This window comes from Leptolyngbya iicbica LK, from assembly GCF_004212215.1.
GTDB classification, from domain to species: Bacteria; Cyanobacteriota; Cyanobacteriia; order Phormidesmidales; family Phormidesmidaceae; genus Halomicronema; species Halomicronema iicbica.
Genome location: NZ_QVFV01000005.1, coordinates 175,082 through 196,330, shown reverse-complemented (window position 1 = coordinate 196,330; position 21,249 = coordinate 175,082). Strand labels below are relative to the sequence as shown.

The following is a 21,249-nucleotide window of genomic DNA, read 5'->3' as shown; positions in this document are numbered from 1 at the left end:
TGTGCTGAAGTCCTTAGAGAGGAAGCAATTTATTTTGAACCTAGGTTTTCGATTTCCCCATTATTGAATAAGCCCTATGGTCCTACTGAGCAAGCAATTTCAGCATGATTTGATTCCGCGAGCCCATGCGGCATCAGATGATGTTGCACTGATCAGTCAAATCAAAGAATTTCGAGATTCGATGTTTGGATTGTTCCAACAAAAGATCACGCAGGCGATCGCGGCTCTGCCCTCTGACACTGATGAGGAAACGCAGTATCGTCACATTCGCTATGAGCTTGACACCTGCCCAGAAGTGGCGGCGGTACATCGGCAACGGGGTGAGTGGCAGGATCGGCTTTGGGCAAGGGTTTTGGAAACGATTGAGGCCGATCGAGATCGGCTTAATGCAGTGTATGCCGCCCATCAAGTAACGGGCGAGAACTTAGCACTCCAGCGCGATTTTGTGATTCCTCTCCATCAGCGCAAAGCCGACATTCACCGGATGCCCGGGGGCTATCACTTAGATGACGAAGCAGATGAATTTGGCACAGGCTTGTTGTACGACCACGGTACTTTTTTGTACGGTCGCGGTTGGTTTGGCCCGCTGAATGATGAATTGGGCCAAACGCTGATTCATCAAGTGCTCGCACAACATTATCCACACCTCAATCCTCGCCATATTTTAGATTTAGGCTGTGCCGTGGGACACAGCACTTTGCCTTATGCCGAAGCGTACCCTGAGGCCCGAGTCACAGGGGTTGATTTGGGAGCCTCGCTGCTGCGTTATGGAGCAGCAAGAGCGAATCTTTTAGGGAAGTCGGTGCGTTTTGCCCAGCAAAATGCAGAAAAAACTGATTTTGCTGATCAGTCCTTTGATCTGGTGGTGAGTCACATTCTGCTACACGAAATTCCGGGAGTGGCGCGGCAGCGGGTCTTTGCTGAGAGTTATCGATTGCTAAAGCCCGGTGGCGTGATGGTGCACTTGGAGAGTCAGCTATTCATGGATCCCCCGAGTGCCGTTGCCCGGTATTTCCGTGATACCGAGGTATGGGCCAACTCAGAACCCTATCTCGCTTCCTCTAGGTTCGCAGAGTTTCCGAATTATGCCTTGGAGGCAGGCTTTGCCCCTGATGCCTTTCACGTGTATCGGGTACCGGGCCACTCAGCAACGCTACAGGGTGATACCACACCGCGATGGCTGGCTTTTTGTGGCACGAAGCGATAATGCTACAGGGTACGGCCAATACCCTGAAAAGGCCAAACACCTGACTGCGATGGCCTTTTTAGGTATTGGCTGAAGGAGTGGTAATTCCGTCTGTGCTGTTTTACAGGCTGATATGAAAATGGAGCCGTTAAGTCTCGACTGGGCTGACTTTGGCGCGGTACAGCAGTTTGCCTTGATGGCGAAAGCCGGTATAGCGGACTCTGACCAGATCATCAGGCTCAGCATGGCCGCTCATCAGTTGATGAAGTTGTGGATCAAAGGGAACGGTGGCCCCAACTGGGGCGATCGCTGCCAACCCCCACTGCTCCACTAAAGTTTGTACAGGTTGCACCAGAGGCACCAAGCGACTGGCGGGTAAGTCAGGATTTTTCTCAACCGCATGGGTGACGGTGGGCCATTGGAGCAGCCAGGATTCCAACGTGCTCAGGGCAGCGGTTTGAAATTGCGTTTGTAATTGGGTGACTTGTTGTTCCAGTTGAGTTTGCAGACGCTGATATTCTGCCTGGAGAGATGCCAGCGCGACATCCTGAGCGGTGTCATGTGACACCGATGACGCATCGGCGATCGCGCCAAACTGTTGCAGGAGCTCAGTCAGTGAGAGATTTAGGGCCGCCGCAATTTTTTGCAGCGATTCGAGGCGCATTGTCTGAATCCGATCGCCCCGCAATTGCCGAATCGCCCAGTCGGAAACCTGAGCTTGTCGCGCCAGAGCGCGAAAACTGGGAATACCCGCTGTCGTCATCAGCGATCGCAGCCGCTCGGTAGTCGGCGAGGACAAGTTCGATGCAGAGAAATGGGGCTCGCGGGTCATACTAATTCCGGTGCAATGCAGCGCGTTTAAGTGCCTACGGCATTCACCGGCGCCGTGATTGCCGCCGCTGGCACCAGTTCATCCAAAATCTGAAAACGAATGTGATTGATGGCTAAGTGCCGTACCGACAGCTTCTCGGGTTTGTCGTCCGCATTGAGCTTGCTAAAGGGAATGCCCTTGCCCAGTTCTGTGTGATACCAGGCCAGGCCCATAAAGTAGCGCTGGGGATACGGTCCCTGTTCAATCACATCATCAACGTTGGATTCCATTGGCAGCCAGCCCACACCGGGTACGTAAAACTCTAACCAGACATGGTTAAAGTCGGGTTCTAGTGGCAGATGGCGAGATTCGGGATGCGCCGGACACTTGTAGCGGCCAATGGTGCGACAGGCAATGCCGCTGAGTCGGGCTAACGCCAACAGCACCCCGACATATTCCCCACAGGAAGCCACCCCGCGTTCAAAGGCAATATCGGGAGTGTCAATTTTGGGCTGAATCCCGTACGAGAGGCGATCGTACACAAAGTTCCGAATGCGCAGCATCTTGCGCAAGACATTCGTCTCACGACCTGCCCCATCCCGCGCCGCTTGCTGAATGATGGGGGTATCCATCGAGAGTTCGTCATCATCGATGAGATACCGCTGGAAGCCTGCTGGCAGCGGCAAAGTGGCGTCGATATCGTCGGGGATGAGAAAGTATTTCAGGCTATACATTTCAACGATTGCCTTCCATCCCACCAGGCCACCTTGAAAGGGTTTGAGGTGGTCGAATCGAAATACCGCCACCTGTTGACCATCCTGTTCTTCGATGGTGAACGGGTGACCGATCGGTTCCACATGGCGCAATCGTTGTCGCTGAGTATTGGCCGGTAGCGCAATGCGCCACTCCACGTTATCCAGGCTCACAGCATCTAACTGAGACAGCTCTTCGACGTAAGAAATCTCGATCAGAAAACCGTTGGAGAGGGTATAACGCTCGTCAGGATTGGTGTAGATATGTAGGGGATGGATGAAGGTGCGATCGCGAAACGCCAACTCTAACGGCGTCTCGCTGTTGGGGTTATCTCGCAGATAGGGTTCTTCGTCGGCGTAGACCACGTAGCAGGTCGGTTCGCTGTTGCCCTCGCCGGGGTGAAACGTAATGCCTGTGGGCGATGTAAAAGGGGTCAGCGCACTCAGTTGAATTTGGCCCGTGCGGGGATTCAGGCAATAGACGGTTTGCTCATCGCGATCGCAGACCCAGAGCCCAGAATCATTGACGGCCAGAGTCTCAGCACCGACGCCCGGCTGCGGAAATTTACCCAGTTTCGCGCCACTACTGCGCTCAAATAAATGAATATAGCCCGACTTTTGGGAACTCACGTAAACGGTGGCATCCCAAACCGCGACGCCATCAGCCGGGTAAGGCAACCGCGCAAAAAAGGTCGGCTTTAGAGTATCGCGATCGCACCAAAAAACCGACTCATCCTGCGTAAACCAAAACGTATCGTCCGCTTGAGACAAGCCACCCACCCCCATCCATTCTTTATCTTCGAGCTGGTAGGGATTCAGAATGACGGTGTTGTTCGTTTTGGGATCAATGGCGACGAGATAGCCGCGCACCGTATCAATAGAAAAGAGGCGATCGCCGTCAGACGCCAGTCCTGACAGAGCATAGACCCCAATTGGGCGAATCGTAGACGGGCGGGCGGTTGCACCGGGAAACCCATGCTCAGACTTAGTCATAGACGAAACCAGCTCCGGACTGCCGTTAGGAATATTTAACAACGGATCACGGCACTCATTATAGGGATTCCTGCCCGCTTTACATCGCCTGTTCAGCCATGACATCCGCACGTGATGACAATTGTCAGCCTTAACCAAAATCAGCCATTAGCGCGATCGCTCCGGCTGAATCCGCTATGCTGTCAGCCATGCCAGTCTACGGAGAGAAGAATTTTGGGGTCTGAGGTCATTCATTCAGCCGTTGCCCCCCCGCCGCCGTCGGGACGATCGTGGCACGGACAAGCTTGCCTTACGTTTGAACGACGCGGCGATCGCACGGTGCCACAGGCGCAAACCCAAGCGCCGCTAAAGGTACAGCGACCGTTTTATCCAGAGGGGCCAAGCCTTTGTCAGTCGGTATTGTTGCATACCGCCGGGGGCATGGTCGGGGGCGATCGCCTCAGCTATGACCTGTACTTACAGGCCAATACCGCCGCCCTCGTCACCACTGCCGCCGCCGCTAAAATTTACTCCGACCATCCCCAACCCGCCCAAGTAAACGGCTCTATTCATGTTGAGTCGGGGGCTTGGCTGGAATGGTTGCCCCAAGAGGCGATCGTGTTTGAGGGTGCGCAATACCATCAAAACTGGCGGGTTGAACTCGCCGCCGAGGCTCACTGGCTCGGGTGGGATGTGCTTCGCTTAGGCCGCACGGCACGGGGCGAAAGGTTTTGTCAGGGCGAGGTGCGATCGCGGTTTGAGGTATGGCACGATGGCCAGCTCATTTGGGTCGATCCGCAACGACTCGTCGGCAGCGACACGCTCTGGCAAAGTCCCCATGCTTTGAACGCTTGCCCCGTGATCGGCACGCTAGTGTGGGTCGGCGCTATGCCTACCGATGAAGTTGTGAACGCCGCGCGCGCTGCTTGGGAGCAGCAGCCCCATCCCCGAGGCGAGGCGGGGGTAACAGCCCTACAGCGAGGCTTACTCTGTCGTTATCGGGGCCAATCGACTAGTGAGGCCCGCCGCTGGTTTGTGCAAGTGTGGCAGTTGTTGCGTCCCTACTATGGCGGCACTGCTGTTACGATTCCCCGGGTTTGGCAGCGCTGAGTCCTTTAGAGTTCCCAGCGATCCCAAGTGTGGTTGAATTGCTGGAAGAGAGGAAATTGGCGTTCGCGAGCAAAATGCCAAGTCTCCCCAACGGTGTCACAAGCGCCTCTGGAGAAGTAACTCAATTCATCCTGAGAAGCAGGGCCTTATCCTAAAGCTGGCGCTGAATTACGACAACTAAAGTGCAGGTATAGGTAACCGCCTTTATTCCCTTGCGGTTGGTCAGCTGCCAACTGACAGATCGAAGGTTTCGCCGTAATGAGCGGATCGGCGGGATCGATTTCTGGGCGAATCACCCAAAGGTCCGTTGGCTCAGTGAACTGACTGACCAGATTGGCAAAGCTCTCAGTGACGGGGCGCTCGACACCATCCCCCTGTTTGATGGCAAAAAAGACGGGTGGGGTGGTCCAGCCACTGGCCGCATCATCGGGGTGAAAACTGCGCTCAATCTCCCATCCGAGGCTGAGAAATTTGGCCCCAATCACGGTCGGTTCCGCAAAGATTTTCTCGGTCGAGGCGATCGCAATCGGATGAGATGAATGGGCCTGCATAAAGGGGATGAAGCGATCGGGGGCGTAGTACTTAGGAAACGCCAGATTATTCACTACCATTAGCGCACTGAGCAGGCCGGCGACCCAAACCCCTTGCACAAATCGCCGCCCACTGAGGCGATATTGAGTGAATGGTGTGGCCACGCTGAGGGCATCGGCAGGCGATCGCCCCTGCCAGTAAGTGGCAAATATCCCTCCCGCCAAAATCATCAGCGCTGGGTAGTAGGTAAACATGTACCGCAAGCCGCGCGTAATGTCCGACCCTTGGCCGTAGCAAATCAGGGCAAACAGTCCCAGCATCGCTAAGCCAAAGCCGCCCATAATTGCCAACCCCGTATGGCCCGTCGGCCGACGGTTAAGCAGCCGCGTCCCTCGCGCCATCGCCGGCACAAACATCACAATGAATGCCAACGTGAATAAGATGGACCCTGCGATAAACGCAATCTGCCAAGGATTTTGGGCAAAAAAGTTGGCAGGGGTGACAAAGCTCGTCACCATCGCCGCAAAGCTCTGGGCGATGGGGTTGATGAACTTCATGAGAGAAGCACCCTCTTCTTTCAAGAAAGTAGTCTGGGGGCTACCGTAAAAGTTGATCAGCACAGGCAACCAAACCAAAATGCTGACCGTCGTCATCAGCGCCACTGTATAAATTCGTCGCCAGCCGCGACACCTCAGCACTGCGATTCCCTCATGCCGCCACTGGTGCAGCGCGATCGCCGCTAACACCATGCTCTCAGCCGTAAAACTCAACGCCGAAAAGTAGTGATTGGCAAACCCCAGCGCATTGACCAATATCCATCCCAAACACAGTCGCCAACTCGGCGCATTGCCCGCCAAAATTGCCCGAGTAGCGATCGCAAAACATCCCAACGACAGGCTGATCAAGGTAATCGCCAAGCCATAATGTCGGGCCTCTTGGGCCAAAAAAATGCCGAAGGGTGACACCGCCATCAACGCGGCGCTGAATATCCCTGCCCATCGCGACTGAAAGGTGTGCCGACTCGCCCAGTAAATAACCGGAATCGCTGCTGCGCCCCAAAAGGCTGAAAATAGTCGCGCGATCGGCAACGACGCGGTCACGCCATCCGTCGAAAACAGATCCATCCACAGATGGGCCAGCATGAAGTACAGCGGCGGATGGTTATTTTCTTGCAACAGGAATCTGGCGGAATCAATTGGTGTCGCGCTCGCTTGGGCCCGAATTGGCTGTAGTAGGGCGTCAAGATCAACCAGTTGATCCACCGGCAACAAAAAGCTGCTGTTGCCCAAACTAAAAATGACAGTGCTAACCTCATCCATCCAAGCCGTCTTCAGGTCAAGATTGGTGACCCGCAGGAGTAGCCCCAGCAGAAATAACGCCAGCACCCAGACCCAAGTGGCCTGCATGGATTGAGCTGGCCTAGCCTGGAGCTTTTCCGGTGGACGCAACACTGAACTCAAATCCCTGACCTCACCGACATAGATGAATCAATCGTTCATCATATATCTCTATAGGGGGTAAATACTGAATCAGCACTGAGCGATTAGAGGGCTTCTTCTTCTTGCAGAATCTACAACAAGCGATACGACATGGGCGATCCAGCAGCTTGCCCTATTCACCTCAGATTGATGGAGTATGAGCCTGCAGACTTGCCCTACAGCGATCGCTTACTAGCCTGACTTGCAATCAGAGGAAACTGGCTAACAGGCCCGCTCCCCGCTGAAACGAATAGTCTTCGCGGAGAACGCCAGAAACTATCAGAATCAAAACGCTGTAGACTCTCTTCTTTGCCCAATACAACATCGAGACTGGCAGCGGACAGCCGAGTCGCCGTTCTTATTAAATACCCACCACTTCTTACGGATAAAAGCTTTGCTTGGGTAACCCCATTTGCTGATCTAGACCGTGCATCAGGTTGAAACACTGAACAGCCTGTCCAGCTTGACCTTTCATCAAGTTGTCAATCGCCGACATGACGATGACACGTCCCGTGCGAGCATCAACTTCAATACTGAGAAAGCAGCGATTCGTTCCCCAGGCCCACTTGGTTTGTGGATAAACCCCCGTCGGCAATACCGTAATCCAGGGCGATCGCCGATAAAACGTACTGTAAATCGTGTGCAAATCTTCGCGCACCAGCCCCGGATCACGGAGATTGGCATAGACCGTCGATAAAATGCCCCGCACCATCGGCACTAAGTGCGGCGTAAATTGCACCATGACCTCTCGACCCGCCAGCCGCGAACAAATTTGCTCAATTTCCGGAGTATGACGATGTTTCGCCACCCCATAGGCGGCCAGTGAATTGTCGGCCTCGGCCAATAGTAAATGTTCTTTGGCTTGGCGACCGCCTCCCGAAGTGCCAGATTTAGCATCAATAATCAGGCTGTCAGGTTGGGCCAAACCTTGCTTCAATAGGGGAGCGATCGCCAGCAAACTAGCCGTGGGGTAACACCCCGGGCACCCCACCAGACGAGCCTCTGGCAAACACTCACCAAACAACTCAGGCAAACCATAAACCGCCTGTTGATTTGTGCCCGCATCAGAGCGATCGTTGCCATACCAGGTTTGGTAAATGTCTAAGTTGGCAAATCGGTAATCTGCTGATAGATCCAGTACCTTACAGCCACGTGCCAACAATTGCGGCGCTAACTCACAAGCCAGACCGTTAGGCAACGACAGGAAAACCACATCACAGCGGTTAACAATCACCTCAACGCTGACCGCCTCAACCGTCAGCGGCACTGCCAAATGTGGGTAAATCTCAACATATTCACGTCCAGCACTGCTGTTACCCCCGAGATACGTAATGTCAGCGTGAGGATGCTCACTCAGCAACCGGACTAGTTGCACACCGCCATAGCCCGAAGCACCGACAATCCCGACTCGAATTTGTTTAGACTCGCCCATAGTTTTCGCATCTAGCCAATGTCAAAAATTCACCCTGTTGGGGAACAAGCATAACGGTAAGTAAGCTTGCCATTATCTGATTGATTTGTGACAGAACTTTATCGTAATTGTGGCGTTAGGGATACCGATGGCAGCTTGTCGCTTTGGCCTCAGCACCGGTTACTAGCCGTCATCGTGTTGGGACAAGAATTTTCGTAGCCAGCCAAAGTGAGCAAGCATAAGGTATCGAAGACAATTCTCTGACCCACGATTAGGGTTCATGATTCAAACACGACGGCAAATAGAGCGGCCATTTCAATGATCATGCCCCACAGTCCTCCAACAAATCAGCCACGAGCCTCAGCCTCCTGGCTGTCAGAGGTCAATCGCTGCCTGAGCCTGCCAACTCAAGTATTGGTATCGCATGCTCAGGCAAGGAATCTCACAACTCATTCTTTACCCAAACACTTACGTGTATATAGGCTGAAAAGGTAAAAATAGCTTCATGAAAGTGTTTTCAGCCCCGTTATAAATACTTAACGAAATTGGGGTCTCTCCTGAGCGCTGTGGCGATGCTTAAGGCTTGTGGACTGCCCTAGGATGCTGATAATCCTCAATACTAAGCAACTCTGACTGCTGACTTTGAGGAAATCTGGGGATTTAACTTATTCCCGTAACATCCCTGTGTTGGTTTAGGGGAATCGAAGCTTAAATAGTAGATGAAACGTATGAAAAGCGCTTGGCCCTCAGTCGCACATACGGCTTAGGTGTCAAATCTACTCAAAACCTCTGTTACGCTTCTTGCCCCTTGTTGACGTACAGGCAACTACCATCACAGCAATCAGTCAGGTGCATAAGCCATGAAATCTTTACTCATTCAACTACTGGTTCTTCCTCGCGGTTTACTCTTTTTAGGTCTTCTATGTAGTGCTAGTTTAGTGCTCTTAAGCATTCCCACTGAGACTTTAGCCGATGGTGGCGGCGATGAATTTCCGGGTCAGCGCCGCGGTGGCGGCACTCATTTCACGGTCCAAGCAACAGACGTTCGTTAATCTAACTACATCTAGCGACTAGAATTTCCGCAAACAATGTCAATGTTACTGGTCGCTAGATATTCGGTTTCTCGTTATAGGATTACGAATTATTTTCGTTACATCAATGTTTGGGAAAAAGTGCTGAGCATTAAACCACAGTCTGTGTTTGACCGGAATAGTGCTGCCAGGGTGAGTATGTAGAGATCAATCGCCTTTGACCTCTCAGTTACCAAGGCAGTCCATTCAGCAATGTGGCTCATATGGTGCGATCGCTCTTACAGCTAAACCAAACAGTCAAACCGATAGTTAGCCGATTGTCACAGTCGTTGCCATTCAGTGGGCGCTCAATTTTGATCGCGACTCTATTGGCGACGACTTTGATCACTGGGGCTAAGGCATTAGGTGGACTCCAGCGATTCGAACTCTTTATTTATGATTCCTTAGTCAGGCTCAAACGAGATGAAGGCCAAGATCCTCGCTTGATCGTCGTTGGCATTAAAGAAACTGATATTCAAAAATATGGGCATCCACTTTCAGACGGCGAAGTAGCCGAAGTTTTGCAGATTATCCAGAGATACAATCCCAAAGTTGTCGGGTTAGACATCTATCGCAAAACTGAACATCCGCCAGGATTAGCGGATCTGCAGACACAACTTTCGGCCAATAATCTCATTGCCATCACTAATGTGGGCACTGATCCAAGCGTTGGCGAAGTGCCCCCTCCCGATAGCGTGCCGTGGGAACGAGTGGGCTTCAACGATTTCAGCATCGACCCCGATGGGGTCGTGCGACGTGGGCTCTTATTTGTGAGCGCGACGGACCGCCCCTTTTATTCCTTTGCATTGCGCTCTGCCCTGGCCTATTTGCCGCAAAGCGACACGCTCTTCAAATATGATGAGGATGCCCTTTATATCAATGGTCAGCCAATTCCCCGATTAGATGCGAAGTCGGGGGGGTATGAATATGCTGACGATCGGGGATATCAGATGCTGATGCGATTTCGATCGCGAGCAGCAGCGGCAGAAGTCATCTCTGTTGAAGATGTTATGCAAGGGAATTTTGAGCCGGCTCAGTTCAACGGCAAGATTGTGTTGATTGGGTCCGTGGCTCCAAGTCTCAAAGACGAGTTTTTTACGCCTTACAGCGCTAGTCGAGATAATCAATTCAAAATGGCTGGGGTCGTTGTACACGCCCAAATTATTAGCCAACTGTTGGATATTGCCGAGGGAAGGACCGCCCAATACATCTTTTTACCGCCCTCTGGGGAGTTGCTGTGGCTATTTGCCTGGACTGGCTTAGCCAGCTTTCTGACCTGGAAGATTCGCCGCCCTGAGATATTGCTGTTGGCTGGTATTGCCCTCCCGCTAGGCTTGTTTGGGATGGGCTGGATGGCGCTATCAGAGTTTATTTGGCTACCCATATTTGAACCACTAATAGGTATTTTGGGTGCAGGGACATTAGTAATTGTTCAAAAGTCGATTTATCGTACAACTTATGATAGCCTGACCGATCTGCCGGGTCGAGAGGTCTTTTTACTGCAAATTCAGCGAGCTCTAAATAGTCAGAAAGCTAATCCTGTGGTTGTAGCATTTTTAGATATTGATCGCTTCCAAATTATTAATAAAAGTCTAGGACATTTTGCTGGTGATCGTGTCCTTATAGAAATTGCTAAGCGTTTGCGAAAGATGTTGGGCGAGTATGGACAGGTCGCTCGAGTCGGCGGAGATGAATTTGCAATTTTGTTTCATAATATCAGCCAAGCTGAGGTCAAAGCATTTTTGGATGACATGCGTAGCAAACTATCGAGTCCAATGATGCTAGGGAATCATCGTCTATCGATTTCGGCTAGCGTCGGGTTGGCGATCGCTCAAGCCAACTACGGGCAAACTCCAGAAGAACTATTGCGAGATGCGCACACCGCAATGTATCGGGCTAAAGCCTTGAAAGAGGCTCAATTTCAAGTGTTTTCAAACGATATGCGTGAAGAAGCCGTTGCTCGATTAGACCTGGAGAGTGATCTAATCAAAGCCTTAGAAGATAAAGAATTTTCCCTTTTTTATCAACCCATTATTCATCTCGAAACAGGTAAAGTTTCCGGTTTTGAGGCACTCATTCGCTGGAATCAAGAAGAACGAGGATTAATTTCTCCTAATGACTTTATTCCAGTTGTTGAAGAAACTGGCATGATTATTCCCTTGGGAGCATGGATTATTAAAACTGCATGTCAGCAAATCCAGGCCTGGCATGAGGAGTTTCCAGAACTCTCCCTGAAAATGAATGTTAACTTATCACGGCGACAATTTGATCAGCTAGATTTAGTGCCACAAATTAAATCTATTTTGCAACAGCTGAATCTGCCTGGACATTATCTACAACTCGAAATTACTGAAAGTATGATCATGCGCGATGTGGAGGCTGCCCATAAACTGATGTTAGAGTTGAAGGCGCTCGGCATGCAATTGGCAATTGACGACTTTGGGACCGGTTATTCGTCCTTGAGTTATCTGCATAGATTTCCCACTGATACGCTAAAAATCGACCGCTCGTTTGTCAGCAGCATGGAGAATAGTGTTGAAGATCACGACATTGTCGAAACGATTATTAGCTTGGGACAAAAGCTCAGTATGAAATTGGTTGCTGAAGGCATTGATAGCTTAGAGCAACTCAAATTGTTAAAGATTGCTGGCTGTCATTATGGGCAAGGATACCTGTTCTCACGTCCATTGTCGGCTGAACAAGCCACCGAATTTATCGAGCAAAGTTTGAGTTCACCCATTGCATTTGAAAGCGTGTCTACGGGATCAGATTTTTAGGTGTCAGGTTGATTTCGGTGTTTGCGGTGGAAATGCCCGGTAAAATTACGCTGCATGTGATTTTATTTGATAGTGACGTATGACAGATACCACCCATCGACAATTTATGGCGGCGGCGATCGCCCTTTCAAAACAGGCCATTCGTGAAGGTCGAGGAGGCCCTTATGGGGCTGTAGTTGTCAAAGATGGCGAGATTGTGGGGCGGGGAATGAATGAAGTGACTTCGGTCAATGATCCGACCGCCCATGCTGAGATGACTGCGATTCGGCAGGCTTGTGAGCAGTTAGGCAGTTGGAATTTGGCAGGCTGCGAAATTTACACTAGTTGTGAGCCTTGTCCGATGTGTTTGGGGGCAATTTACTGGGCGCGGCTCAACAAAATTTACTACGGCAATACCAAAGAAGTGGCGGCACGATTTGGCTTTAGTAGCCAGTATTTTTACGATGAGGTTGCAAAAGCTCGCGAAGATCGTCAAATTACTATGCAGCCTCTCATGGCGACAGAAGCGATCGCTGCATTTGAAGAGTGGAAAGCTCAGTCCGAAAAGCAATCATATTAGCGATTTGGCGAGCTCTCTAACAACTGGTATCGACCCATTCAATTGCTCAGCCTAAAACAAAGCCCCGAGGATATTCTCACGCATCTTCTTTTGAAGACTTATCAAAACTGTTGTGATGACGACGCTCACGCATATGTTGTGCTTTGATTTTTAAGTCTTTGAAAAAGTCGGTTTCAACAATTTCTTTAACTTCACGACTTTTACGAGATTCATCAATCTCAATTTTGAGGGCTTGTAATTGACGCTTGAGATTTTGCTCGCGGTTATAAACTTCCTGGGCCATTTTTTCGAAGACCCGGGCGAGTTTGCCGAGTTCATCGCGTCGATTAATGGTTTCATCAAGGCTGACCTTGGTAAAGGTGCCAGATTCGATCGCTTCTGCGGCGTCGCTAATGTTCATGATGGGGCGGGTGATGGCACGATCACTTAACCAAACAGCGGCGATCGCGCCAACTCCTAAAAATGCGGTAATGACGATAAGAAGTCGATTACGACTGCGATTGATGCGGGTTAAAAATACCGATTCGGGGGTAACCGTCCCAACCACCCAATCAAGTTGCCCTAAGGGTTGAACCGCAATGTAATACCGTTGTCGGGTAGTCGAGTCGTAGAATGTCAGTTCTTGCAACCCAATTAATTGATTTAATTCAATATTGTTAGTCCGAAAGGCTTGATAAGCGACCTGTAATAAGGGATCTTCTACTTGACCGAGGGGCAATAATTCCGCATCTGCATTGGTGCCTTCCCCCACAAACGTTTCAGATAAGGCCAGAGGATTACTGGAGGCAATGACAGACCCTTGCGAATCAGTAATAAAAATGGCCCCCTCACCGTCATCCTTGAGTTCGTCAAGATACTGAGAGATTTGCTGTAATTCAAACGAAATGCTGATCACGCCACGAATGGGCGAATCCTCTGCTTCGCGATAGGTAGTGGCGGCATCTAACCCAACGGCATTGCCGGTTTTAAATACATATAAATCAGTCCAGACATTTTCGTCAGGTTGCTCAAAGGCATCCCGATAGAACGGTCTGATAGGAGCGTAATAAAATTCTTTACCGGTACTTTCTTCCAAAATTTGCCAATCGTTGTTGGCTTGGAATTGATAGGTTCGCACTGTTTTGTCAGCTGTTTCAAAGTCAGCTGGCAACCGCTGATCTTGCAAATATTGATCGGCGATTTCGGCCCGTTTTGCCTGCACCTCAGCGAGTTCTGAACCAGGCTCGGCTTGGGCTCCTAGCGTGTCATCCCATTGACGCTGAATTAGGTTGTATAAGCCGTCGGAGCGCCTTTGCGCTCCTAAGTAGTCACCATTGGCAAAGGCAAATTGTACCCAGGTGAAATTTTCATTAGCCTTTAACAAGTTGAGATAAAATCGTCCCTGAACTTCGGGGTCGTCTAGCTGAATCAGGCCCTCGTCTAAGCTACTAGTAATGAGTTGCTTAGAAGACAGAATGTTTTCAAATAAATGACCCACTTCGTTTTCGGTGCTGTTCATCAACTCGCTGTTGATTTGACTCACCATATCGTCAACATTTTGACGGGAGGTGTAAGCCCAAGGGAAATGGACGATCGCCGCGATCGCACTTACTGTCAATAACATCACTCCCGTAATTTTGGTCTTGAGACTCAAACTACGGGGAATGGCGACAGATTGAGATGCCGCTTTGGCAAGATTAGACTCAGGGGGTGAACTCATTCAGAACCTGTGGAAAGCGACTCAACGGCTAATCCTGTTACCGAAGTTTAGCGTTACATATAAGCAATGGTGACACCCGTGCCGCCATCTGCTTGCTCTGCCGCTTCAAACTTTTGGATTTGAGGATGTCGTTTGAGGTAGTCATGCACACCACGCCGCAGTTTGCCAGTCCCATGACCGTGAATGATCCAGATGGGGCCTTGGGCGCAAGCAATGGCATCTTCCAACTTACCCTCCGCTTCGACGACTCGCATGCCCCTTAAATCAAATGTATTTTTTGACGTGCGGACCGCAGGAGCTGTGGGTGGTGATGACGGAGGTGGGGGGGGAGTTACTTTCGGTTTGGGCAACTCTGCTTTTTCGCCTTGCAGAGACTCGATCTCCGCCAGACTTACGGTCATTTTCATTAACCCAAACCGCACCATCACTTTACCGTCTTCGTCGGGGTCAGTCAGGACTTCAGCCGTTTGCCCCAGGCTGGGAATGCGGATGCGATCGCCCATTTGTGGCTTAAATCCAGGCTTCGGCGGTTTTGCTGGGGTGGGGGCTTGATGCTGGGTCGCAATTTGATTGACGGCATCAGTCGCTTTTTGGGCGGCTTGGGCGGTCGGCTCACCTTGTTGTAAGCGGCGAATCACTCGCGCAATCTCTTTGCGAGCATCCGCGATCGCAGCTTGTACCGCTTGCTCTTGCTGTTGTTTGAGTTCCCGCTCGCGCGCTTCGAGAAAGGCGGCCTTGCGAGCCACTTGTTGATGTAGTTTTTCCGTTTCTGCCAGGAGTTGAGCAGCGGCGTCCGCTTTGGTTTCCTGCTGCTTGCGCTGGGCTTCTAACCCGGCAATGACCTGATTCACATCTTGTTGATGAGTAATGCCAATTTGATCGCGGGCTTCGGCCACAATGGTCTCATCTAAGCCCAAACGCTGGGCAATGGTCAGGGCATTGGAGCGGCCCGGAATGCCCCACAGCAAGCGATAGGTCGGGGACAAACTCACATCGTCAAATTCCACTGAGGCATTTTCAAAGCGATCATCTTGGTATTTCAGCGCTTTGAGTTCGCCGTAGTGGGTGGTGGCGACGGTAAACCGGGCATGGTCAGCAAGATAGTGCAGCAGCGCGATCGCCAATGCGCTTCCTTCTGAGGGATCCGTGCCAGCGCCCACTTCGTCAAGCAAGACCAGCGTATTGGTGAGCGCCGGGGCCTGATTGGTTGACGATGAGGGAGCGGGGATGTCTGTTGGCGAAGGAAGATGCTCACTCTGCTCTGCGGAGGACGGCAGCGCTCCATCGGCATTGAGCACGGGTGATTTGACGGCTGGATCGTCGCTAGCGGCTAACAATCCAGCTCCTGGTCCGAGGGATGACTCGCTCAAGGACTGTATGGCCGCCAAAATACGGCTAATCCGTTTGACATGTCCCGAAAAAGTTGACAGGCTTTGCTCAATAGACTGTTCATCTCCAATATCGGCCAGCACCTGGTTAAACCAGGGCAGTTCCACGGGCTCTCTGGCCGGAACGTAGAGTCCCGCTTTGGCCATCAGGGCCGCTAGGCCAATAGTTTTGAGGGTGACGGTTTTGCCCCCGGTGTTGGGACCCGTGATCGCAACCACACGGGTTTGCGGATTCACAATGACATCAATGGGCACCACGTCGCTGCCTTCTTCGTGGCGCTGTTGCCATACCAGCAGGGGATGCCGCAGCCTACGCAAAGTTGTTTGCTCGGTAGGGGGCACAAAGCGGGGGGCGTTGGCGCCGAGCCACTCACCATAACGCGCCCGGGCAGCGGCCAAGTCGAGCACAGTGACGATGCGCAAAAGGTCTTCGAGATCGTCATGAATTTCAGCAACTTTAGCCGTCAGGGCTCGACAGATCGCCTCTTCTTCTACTTGCTCTTGGCGCTGTAGCTGTCGCAGACGGTTGCCCATCTGAATGATGCTGTTGGGCTCGATGTAAAGGGTGGCGCCACTGGTGGAAGCATCGTGAACAATGCCAGAAATGGCATCTTTTTGAGGCGCTTTGACAGGGATGACGAAGCGATCACCCCGCTGGGTAATCACGGCTTCTTGAATTGCGTTGCTGTGCTGTTGCAGGATGTGATTCAGCTTTTGATAAATCTGGCTGCGCTGTTCTTTTAACTGCTCGCGAATGCCGCCGAGTTTAGGGGTGGCGCGATCGGCGACTTTGCCGCGATCGTCAATGCAGTAGTGAATCTCCTGTTCCAGCTCTGGGTAGGTGCGCAGCGGGGCAACTAGCTGTGACAAGGTGGGCAACTCACCGTCTTCAAAACTATCGATCGCCCGTCGCAGTTGGCGTGCCCCCGCGAGAGTCGTGGCGATATCCAGCAGTTCTGGCGGCTGCAAACAGCCTTGCCGCTGAGCGCGTTCGAGGGCGTCACCAATGTCTTGAATGCCCGCAAACTTTAGACCCGGCGGTCGCTGGTCAATTTGCATCGCTTCGCTGGTCTCCGCCAAAAGTTGCTCACTGTCAGCCTGACGAGCGGGCAGCTGTAGCTGACGAGCCGCGATCGCCCCCAACTTTGTCGCCGCAAAGGTGGATAAATGTTGACAGAGACGAGACCACTCTAATAAAGAAAGCGCTTCAGATTGAATCAAGACCAGTTAATCTTCGGTGAACAGAAAAACAAGGCTACGAACACAGCCTTCAGATTCAGTATAGATTCTCGAACCGATGACCGGAGATCTACAGAAACTTAATCCCGACTTCAGTAAAAATTCAAGCAAACTCGGGATAAATAACCATAGATCAGTATATTTTCCGTATACGGACGTATACGGAGGAAGATGCTCTGGAGTCATGAAGGAGATTAACTAACTGATCGCGGTACATCGCGACCAAATTACTGAGAGTCTCGAAATAGGGGCTCAAATTGATTATTTTCTCTGGGCTTCGTTTAAGGCTTTAGTGACCTACACAAATGCAAGGGCTGAGCCTTGTAAGCGCGATCGTGAACGTCGGCAAGGCGACACACAGCGCAACCTATTGGAGTTTTTTGAGGAGAACTTAACCAAACTTACCGGATTCATTTGATTGGTGTTAGAAAGAGACTCCTAAGGCCAAATTAGGGAATTTTGTTGGTGTACTGCCTAATTTGAATTCGGGAATCGAGCCGCCCAATCACACTCCAGCGATCGCCCCCTGATTCGCTCATGCTCACCCGCGACGACTGTTCACCGTATGTCCACTCCACCTCACCCGCGTTCGTCACCTTCTGGCTCTCGACAGCTATCGTTACGCTTCGTCTTAGTGGTGTCGTTTGTGCTGCAAATTGCGGCAGCGGTGGGGTTGACGACAGCACTCTCTTGGCGCAACGGAGAAAAAGCCGTCGATGACCTGGCGTCGCAACTGAGCGAAGAAGCCGCGAATCGCATTCGCGAACATGTGCAGACCTATTTGCTGCAGCCCAACTTGCTGCAGCGTGATAGTCGCAGCAATCTGTTTTATGGCGATGTCGCCTTATCCGATTCCCAAACGATTGCGCGACATTTTTGGCACCAAATTCGGGCCTCTGACGGCATTACTAGCATTTATTTGGGTTATCCCGACGGCACTTTTGTGGGCATCCAAGAGCGCAACAACGGCCAGACCGTGCTGTGGGAAGTGACGCCAGAAACGCTGCCTCAACGGCAAACCTATCGACTGAATGAAGCGGGAGAACGGCGCGAACAGTTGAGCTCGCAGTTCTATGACCCCCGGGGACGACCCTGGTACCAAGCCGTGGTGAAGAATCGCCATGCGAGCTGGAGTCCTATTTATGAATTTGCGTCGCAAGACTATTCTGTTTTAGGCATTACCTTGGCTGCGCCGATTCATGGCGATCGCGGCAAGCTGCGCGGCGTCTTAGCCCTCGACCTGACCCTAGAGCAAATTAGCGGCTATCTGCGCACGCTCAACATTAGCCCTAATGGCGAAGCCTTTATCATCGAGCGCACTGGCGATATCGTTGCCACTTCAGCTGATGAGTTGCCCTTCCTCACCCTAGACAGTGGGGCACAGACCCGACTGCCCGCCACTGCCAGCAAAGAACCCATTATTCGCGAAACCGCCCAGTATCTCATTGAGGAATATGGCAGCCTGGAACAGGTCAACACCGCTCAGCAATTTACCTACGATCTAGACGGACAAGACCAACTAGTCCAAATTGTGCCGTTCCGCGATGGTCGGGGACTCGATTGGCTGATTGTGACGGCCATTCCCGAAGCGGATTTCAAAGGGCAAATCGCTGAAAACACGCGCAATACGCTGCTGCTGTGTCTGCTATCCCTAATTGTGGCGAGCATTATTGCCGGCATTACCGCCCGTTGGGTGGCCCAACCGATTCATCGTTTGAGCGAAGCCTCGAAAAAGCTCGCCGTTGGGACTTGGGACTCGCCGCTGCCAAACGGTCGTTTTCAGGAACTGTCGGAGCTGTCGCACTCCTTTGAGAGCATGGCCCAGCAGCTCAAACAATCATTTGAACAACTCGAAAACCATAACCAAGAGCTGAAACGTCTCGACAAATTAAAAGATGAGTTTTTGGCCAATACGTCCCACGAGTTGCGGACACCGCTGAACGGCATCATTGGCTTGGCCGAGTCGCTGATTGATGGCGCTAGTGGCCCCCAGACCCGACAAACGAAGGGCAACTTAGCCATGATTGTCGCCAGTGGCAAGCGCTTGTCGGCATTGGTGGATGACATTCTTGACTTTGCTCAACTGCAACAAGACCGGGTCGAAATTCATCCGCGCCCGGTCGGGGTGCGCGAAGCGGCAGAAGTGGTGCTGACGCTGAGTCGGCCCCTGGCTCGGGAAAAAAAGGTGCAGTTGATTAACGCGGTATCGCCTAAATTGCCGCCCGTGTTAGCGGATGAAAATCGGTTACAGCAAATTTTGCACAATTTGGTAGCCAATGCAGTAAAGTTCACCGACTACGGCATGGTGGGCATCTCGGCCCAGATCATTCGTCAAGATGAGGCCCAACCAGTCATGCTGTCGGCCAATTTGCCGAGCATTTGTCCACGCCCGCAACATTTTGATGAATTATTGTCAGCGTCAGGGGCACATCGAATTGTGCGCCAATCGTATTCTCCGTCTGACGACAATCACCCGCATCAAAACGACCCAGGCGCGATCGCGGCTACCACCACGTCTCCTTCATCCGCCCTTCCTGACGCTGCCGATGCGAGCGCGATTAACACAAACACTGCTGGCTACTACTTGGCGATTACCGTGTCTGATACCGGGATTGGCATTCCCGAAGACAAACTCGAGCGCATTTTTGAACCGTTTGTGCAGGCGGATGGTTCGACCGCACGGGTCTACGGAGGCATGGGCATTGGCCTAGCGGTGTCGCAAAAGTTGGTCGAGTTGCAGGGGGGGACGTTTCAGGTGTTGTCGGCTGTCGGGGTGGGGTCACAATTCACCTTTACGCTACCCATCACCACTCAGGCCCCTGGACTCGCGATCGCCGATTCGGGCTTGTCAGGGTTGACGGCTGAGCGATCGCGCCTTTCCCTGACGCGATTGCAGCCTGAGCCTGTGGTGTTAGCCGATGAGACCAGCACTGCCACTGAGACCAGCGCCGCGATCGAAGTCAGTTCAGCCGCTAATGATGTAGCCGATGCGGTGTTGGCACGCAGCAACTTTTCGATTTTGGTGGTGGATGATGAACCCATCAATCGGCAGGTAATTCGCAATCACTTAGCAGTTCACAACTACCGGGTGACGCAAGCGGGTAGCGGCCCAGAAGCGCTGGCCCTGCTCGAAAATGGTCTGCAACCCGATGCGATTTTGTTGGATGTCATGATGCCGCAAATGACGGGGTTTGAAGTCTGTCGTCAGCTGCGAGAAACGTATCCGGCGCATGTGCTGCCGATTATGATGCTGACGGCCAAAAACCAGGTGGGTGACCTCGTGGCAGGGCTTTCGGCAGGGGCGAATGATTATCTCACTAAACCCATTTCGAAAAATGAGCTGCTGGCGCGGCTCAAGACACACCTATATCTGGCCAAAATCAACCAGGCTTATGGGCGCTTTGTGCCTCGCGAATTTTTACAGTTCTTAGAAAAAGAAAGCATTGTCGAAGTTGAACTCGGGAATCATGTGGAGCGGCAAATGTCGGTGGTATTTGCGGATATTCGTGATTTCACCACGTTGTCGGAACAGATGAGTCCAGCGGATAATTTCAAATTTTTGAATGCGTTTTTGTCGCGCATGGAGCCCGCGATCGCAGAACATCATGGCTTTGTCGATAAATATATTGGCGATGCGATTATGGCGCTGTTTAGCCGGGGGGCAGACGATGCGCTGCAAGCCGCGATTGAGATGCTGCGGCGGTTAGATGAATACAACGCCGAGCGATCGCAATATCACAAATCTGCCCTCGAGTTTGGCATTGGCATTAATACCGGCACGGTGATGTTGGGCACCGTCGGTGGCCGCAATCGGATGGATAGTACCGCCATTAGTGACACCGTTAACGTCGCCGCACGGATTGAGCGCATGACGCGGATTTACAGTGCCAATTTGTTAATTTCTCACCACACTTTTTTGGAATTGAGTGACTCGAATCGATATGCGATGCGGGTGATCGATCGCGTCCAAGTGAAGGGCAAAGTCGCCTATGTCAGTGTGTACGAAGTGTTTGAGCCGGATCCCCCTGAGCAAAGAGTTGGCAAACTCAAGAGCCGTACCGATTTTGAAATCGGGCTCGCGTATTTTTATCAAAACCGCTTTGCTGAGGCCCAACAACGCTTCCAAAGATGTTTAGAAATTTGCTCCACCGATAAAGTGGCCGAAAGCTATTACGAGCGTTGTGGGCATTTGCTAGAGCCTTTGTAACGACTAGCATCACGTCGTTGGTAAAGGCTCAGCAATTCGCGCCTAGGCGCTGCTAAATC

At 51.7% G+C, this 21,249-nt stretch carries 12 protein-coding genes; 6 read left to right on the top strand and 6 right to left on the bottom strand.

Annotated elements, in window-relative coordinates; all coding sequences use genetic code 11:
• The first annotated feature begins 76 nt into the window (after nucleotides 1–76).
• Entirely contained in the window at nucleotides 77–1,207 is a 1,131-nt protein-coding gene (locus tag DYY88_RS18300) for a methyltransferase domain-containing protein (RefSeq protein WP_039728937.1), read from the top strand.
• Nucleotides 1,208–1,334: 127 nt separating this feature from the next.
• On the opposite strand, the gene DYY88_RS18295 is transcribed toward DYY88_RS18300, so the two are convergent.
• Entirely contained in the window at nucleotides 1,335–2,018 is a 684-nt protein-coding gene (locus DYY88_RS18295; protein ID WP_039728938.1) for a helix-turn-helix domain-containing protein, read from the bottom strand.
• A 26-nt stretch (nucleotides 2,019–2,044) separates the two neighbouring features.
• Complete coding sequence (locus tag DYY88_RS18290) at nucleotides 2,045–3,742, bottom strand: transglutaminase-like domain-containing protein (protein WP_044151401.1); 1,698 nt, start codon at nucleotides 3,740–3,742, stop codon at nucleotides 2,045–2,047.
• Nucleotides 3,743–3,955: 213 nt separating this feature from the next.
• Between DYY88_RS18290 and DYY88_RS18285 the strand changes: the two genes are divergently transcribed.
• Nucleotides 3,956–4,831 carry an urease accessory protein UreD gene (locus DYY88_RS18285; protein WP_236146390.1) on the top strand — a complete coding sequence of 292 codons (876 nt, stop codon included), beginning with the start codon at nucleotides 3,956–3,958 and terminating at the stop codon, nucleotides 4,829–4,831.
• A gap of 146 nt (nucleotides 4,832–4,977) precedes the next feature.
• Here DYY88_RS18285 and DYY88_RS18280 read toward each other — a convergent pair whose 3' ends face one another.
• Nucleotides 4,978–6,768, bottom strand: a complete 1,791-nt coding sequence (locus DYY88_RS18280) for a glycosyltransferase family 39 protein (protein WP_052288642.1) — start codon at nucleotides 6,766–6,768, stop codon at nucleotides 4,978–4,980.
• A gap of 451 nt (nucleotides 6,769–7,219) precedes the next feature.
• Nucleotides 7,220–8,272, bottom strand: a complete 1,053-nt coding sequence (gene argC, locus DYY88_RS18275; RefSeq protein ID WP_039728940.1) for an N-acetyl-gamma-glutamyl-phosphate reductase — start codon at nucleotides 8,270–8,272, stop codon at nucleotides 7,220–7,222.
• A gap of 839 nt (nucleotides 8,273–9,111) precedes the next feature.
• Here argC and DYY88_RS24535 point away from each other — a divergent pair.
• The 3 genes from DYY88_RS24535 (at nucleotide 9,112) to DYY88_RS18265 (ending at nucleotide 12,657) form a co-directional block, all read left to right on the top strand.
• A complete protein-coding gene (locus tag DYY88_RS24535; protein ID WP_152624706.1) occupies nucleotides 9,112–9,303 on the top strand; it encodes a hypothetical protein in 192 nt (63 codons plus the stop codon).
• Between the two features lie 347 nt (nucleotides 9,304–9,650).
• A complete protein-coding gene (locus DYY88_RS18270; protein ID WP_160299609.1) occupies nucleotides 9,651–12,098 on the top strand; it encodes a putative bifunctional diguanylate cyclase/phosphodiesterase in 2,448 nt (815 codons plus the stop codon).
• A 79-nt stretch (nucleotides 12,099–12,177) separates the two neighbouring features.
• Entirely contained in the window at nucleotides 12,178–12,657 is a 480-nt protein-coding gene (locus DYY88_RS18265; RefSeq protein ID WP_039728941.1) for a nucleoside deaminase, read from the top strand.
• A gap of 76 nt (nucleotides 12,658–12,733) precedes the next feature.
• Here the strand turns inward: DYY88_RS18265 and DYY88_RS18260 are convergent, their stop codons facing one another.
• Nucleotides 12,734–14,356 carry a HAMP domain-containing protein gene (locus DYY88_RS18260; RefSeq protein WP_052288643.1) on the bottom strand — a complete coding sequence of 541 codons (1,623 nt, stop codon included), beginning with the start codon at nucleotides 14,354–14,356 and terminating at the stop codon, nucleotides 12,734–12,736.
• A gap of 53 nt (nucleotides 14,357–14,409) precedes the next feature.
• Nucleotides 14,410–16,965 (bottom strand): endonuclease MutS2, encoded by a 2,556-nt coding sequence (locus tag DYY88_RS18255; RefSeq protein ID WP_039728943.1) that lies wholly within the window; start codon nucleotides 16,963–16,965, stop codon nucleotides 14,410–14,412.
• A 583-nt stretch (nucleotides 16,966–17,548) separates the two neighbouring features.
• On the opposite strand from DYY88_RS18255, the gene DYY88_RS18250 reads away from it, so the two are divergent.
• Nucleotides 17,549–21,190 carry a response regulator gene (locus tag DYY88_RS18250; RefSeq protein ID WP_044151403.1) on the top strand — a complete coding sequence of 1,214 codons (3,642 nt, stop codon included), beginning with the start codon at nucleotides 17,549–17,551 and terminating at the stop codon, nucleotides 21,188–21,190.
• Nucleotides 21,191–21,249 lie beyond the last annotated feature (59 nt).

What these genes read in the sequence shown, in the direction of transcription:
- DYY88_RS18290 (WP_044151401.1), bottom strand. Translation starts at nt 3,742, where the DNA reads ATGACTAAGTCTGAGCATGGGTTTCCCGGTGCAACCGCCCGCCCGTCT.
- DYY88_RS18300 (WP_039728937.1), top strand. Translation starts at nt 77, where the DNA reads ATGGTCCTACTGAGCAAGCAATTTCAGCATGATTTGATTCCGCGAGCC.
- DYY88_RS24535 (WP_152624706.1), top strand. Translation starts at nt 9,112, where the DNA reads ATGAAATCTTTACTCATTCAACTACTGGTTCTTCCTCGCGGTTTACTC.
- DYY88_RS18260 (WP_052288643.1), bottom strand. Translation starts at nt 14,356, where the DNA reads ATGAGTTCACCCCCTGAGTCTAATCTTGCCAAAGCGGCATCTCAATCT.
- DYY88_RS18250 (WP_044151403.1), top strand. Translation starts at nt 17,549, where the DNA reads ATGTCCACTCCACCTCACCCGCGTTCGTCACCTTCTGGCTCTCGACAG.
- DYY88_RS18280 (WP_052288642.1), bottom strand. Translation starts at nt 6,768, where the DNA reads ATGCAGGCCACTTGGGTCTGGGTGCTGGCGTTATTTCTGCTGGGGCTA.
- DYY88_RS18265 (WP_039728941.1), top strand. Translation starts at nt 12,178, where the DNA reads ATGACAGATACCACCCATCGACAATTTATGGCGGCGGCGATCGCCCTT.
- argC (WP_039728940.1), bottom strand. Translation starts at nt 8,272, where the DNA reads ATGGGCGAGTCTAAACAAATTCGAGTCGGGATTGTCGGTGCTTCGGGC.
- DYY88_RS18295 (WP_039728938.1), bottom strand. Translation starts at nt 2,018, where the DNA reads ATGACCCGCGAGCCCCATTTCTCTGCATCGAACTTGTCCTCGCCGACT.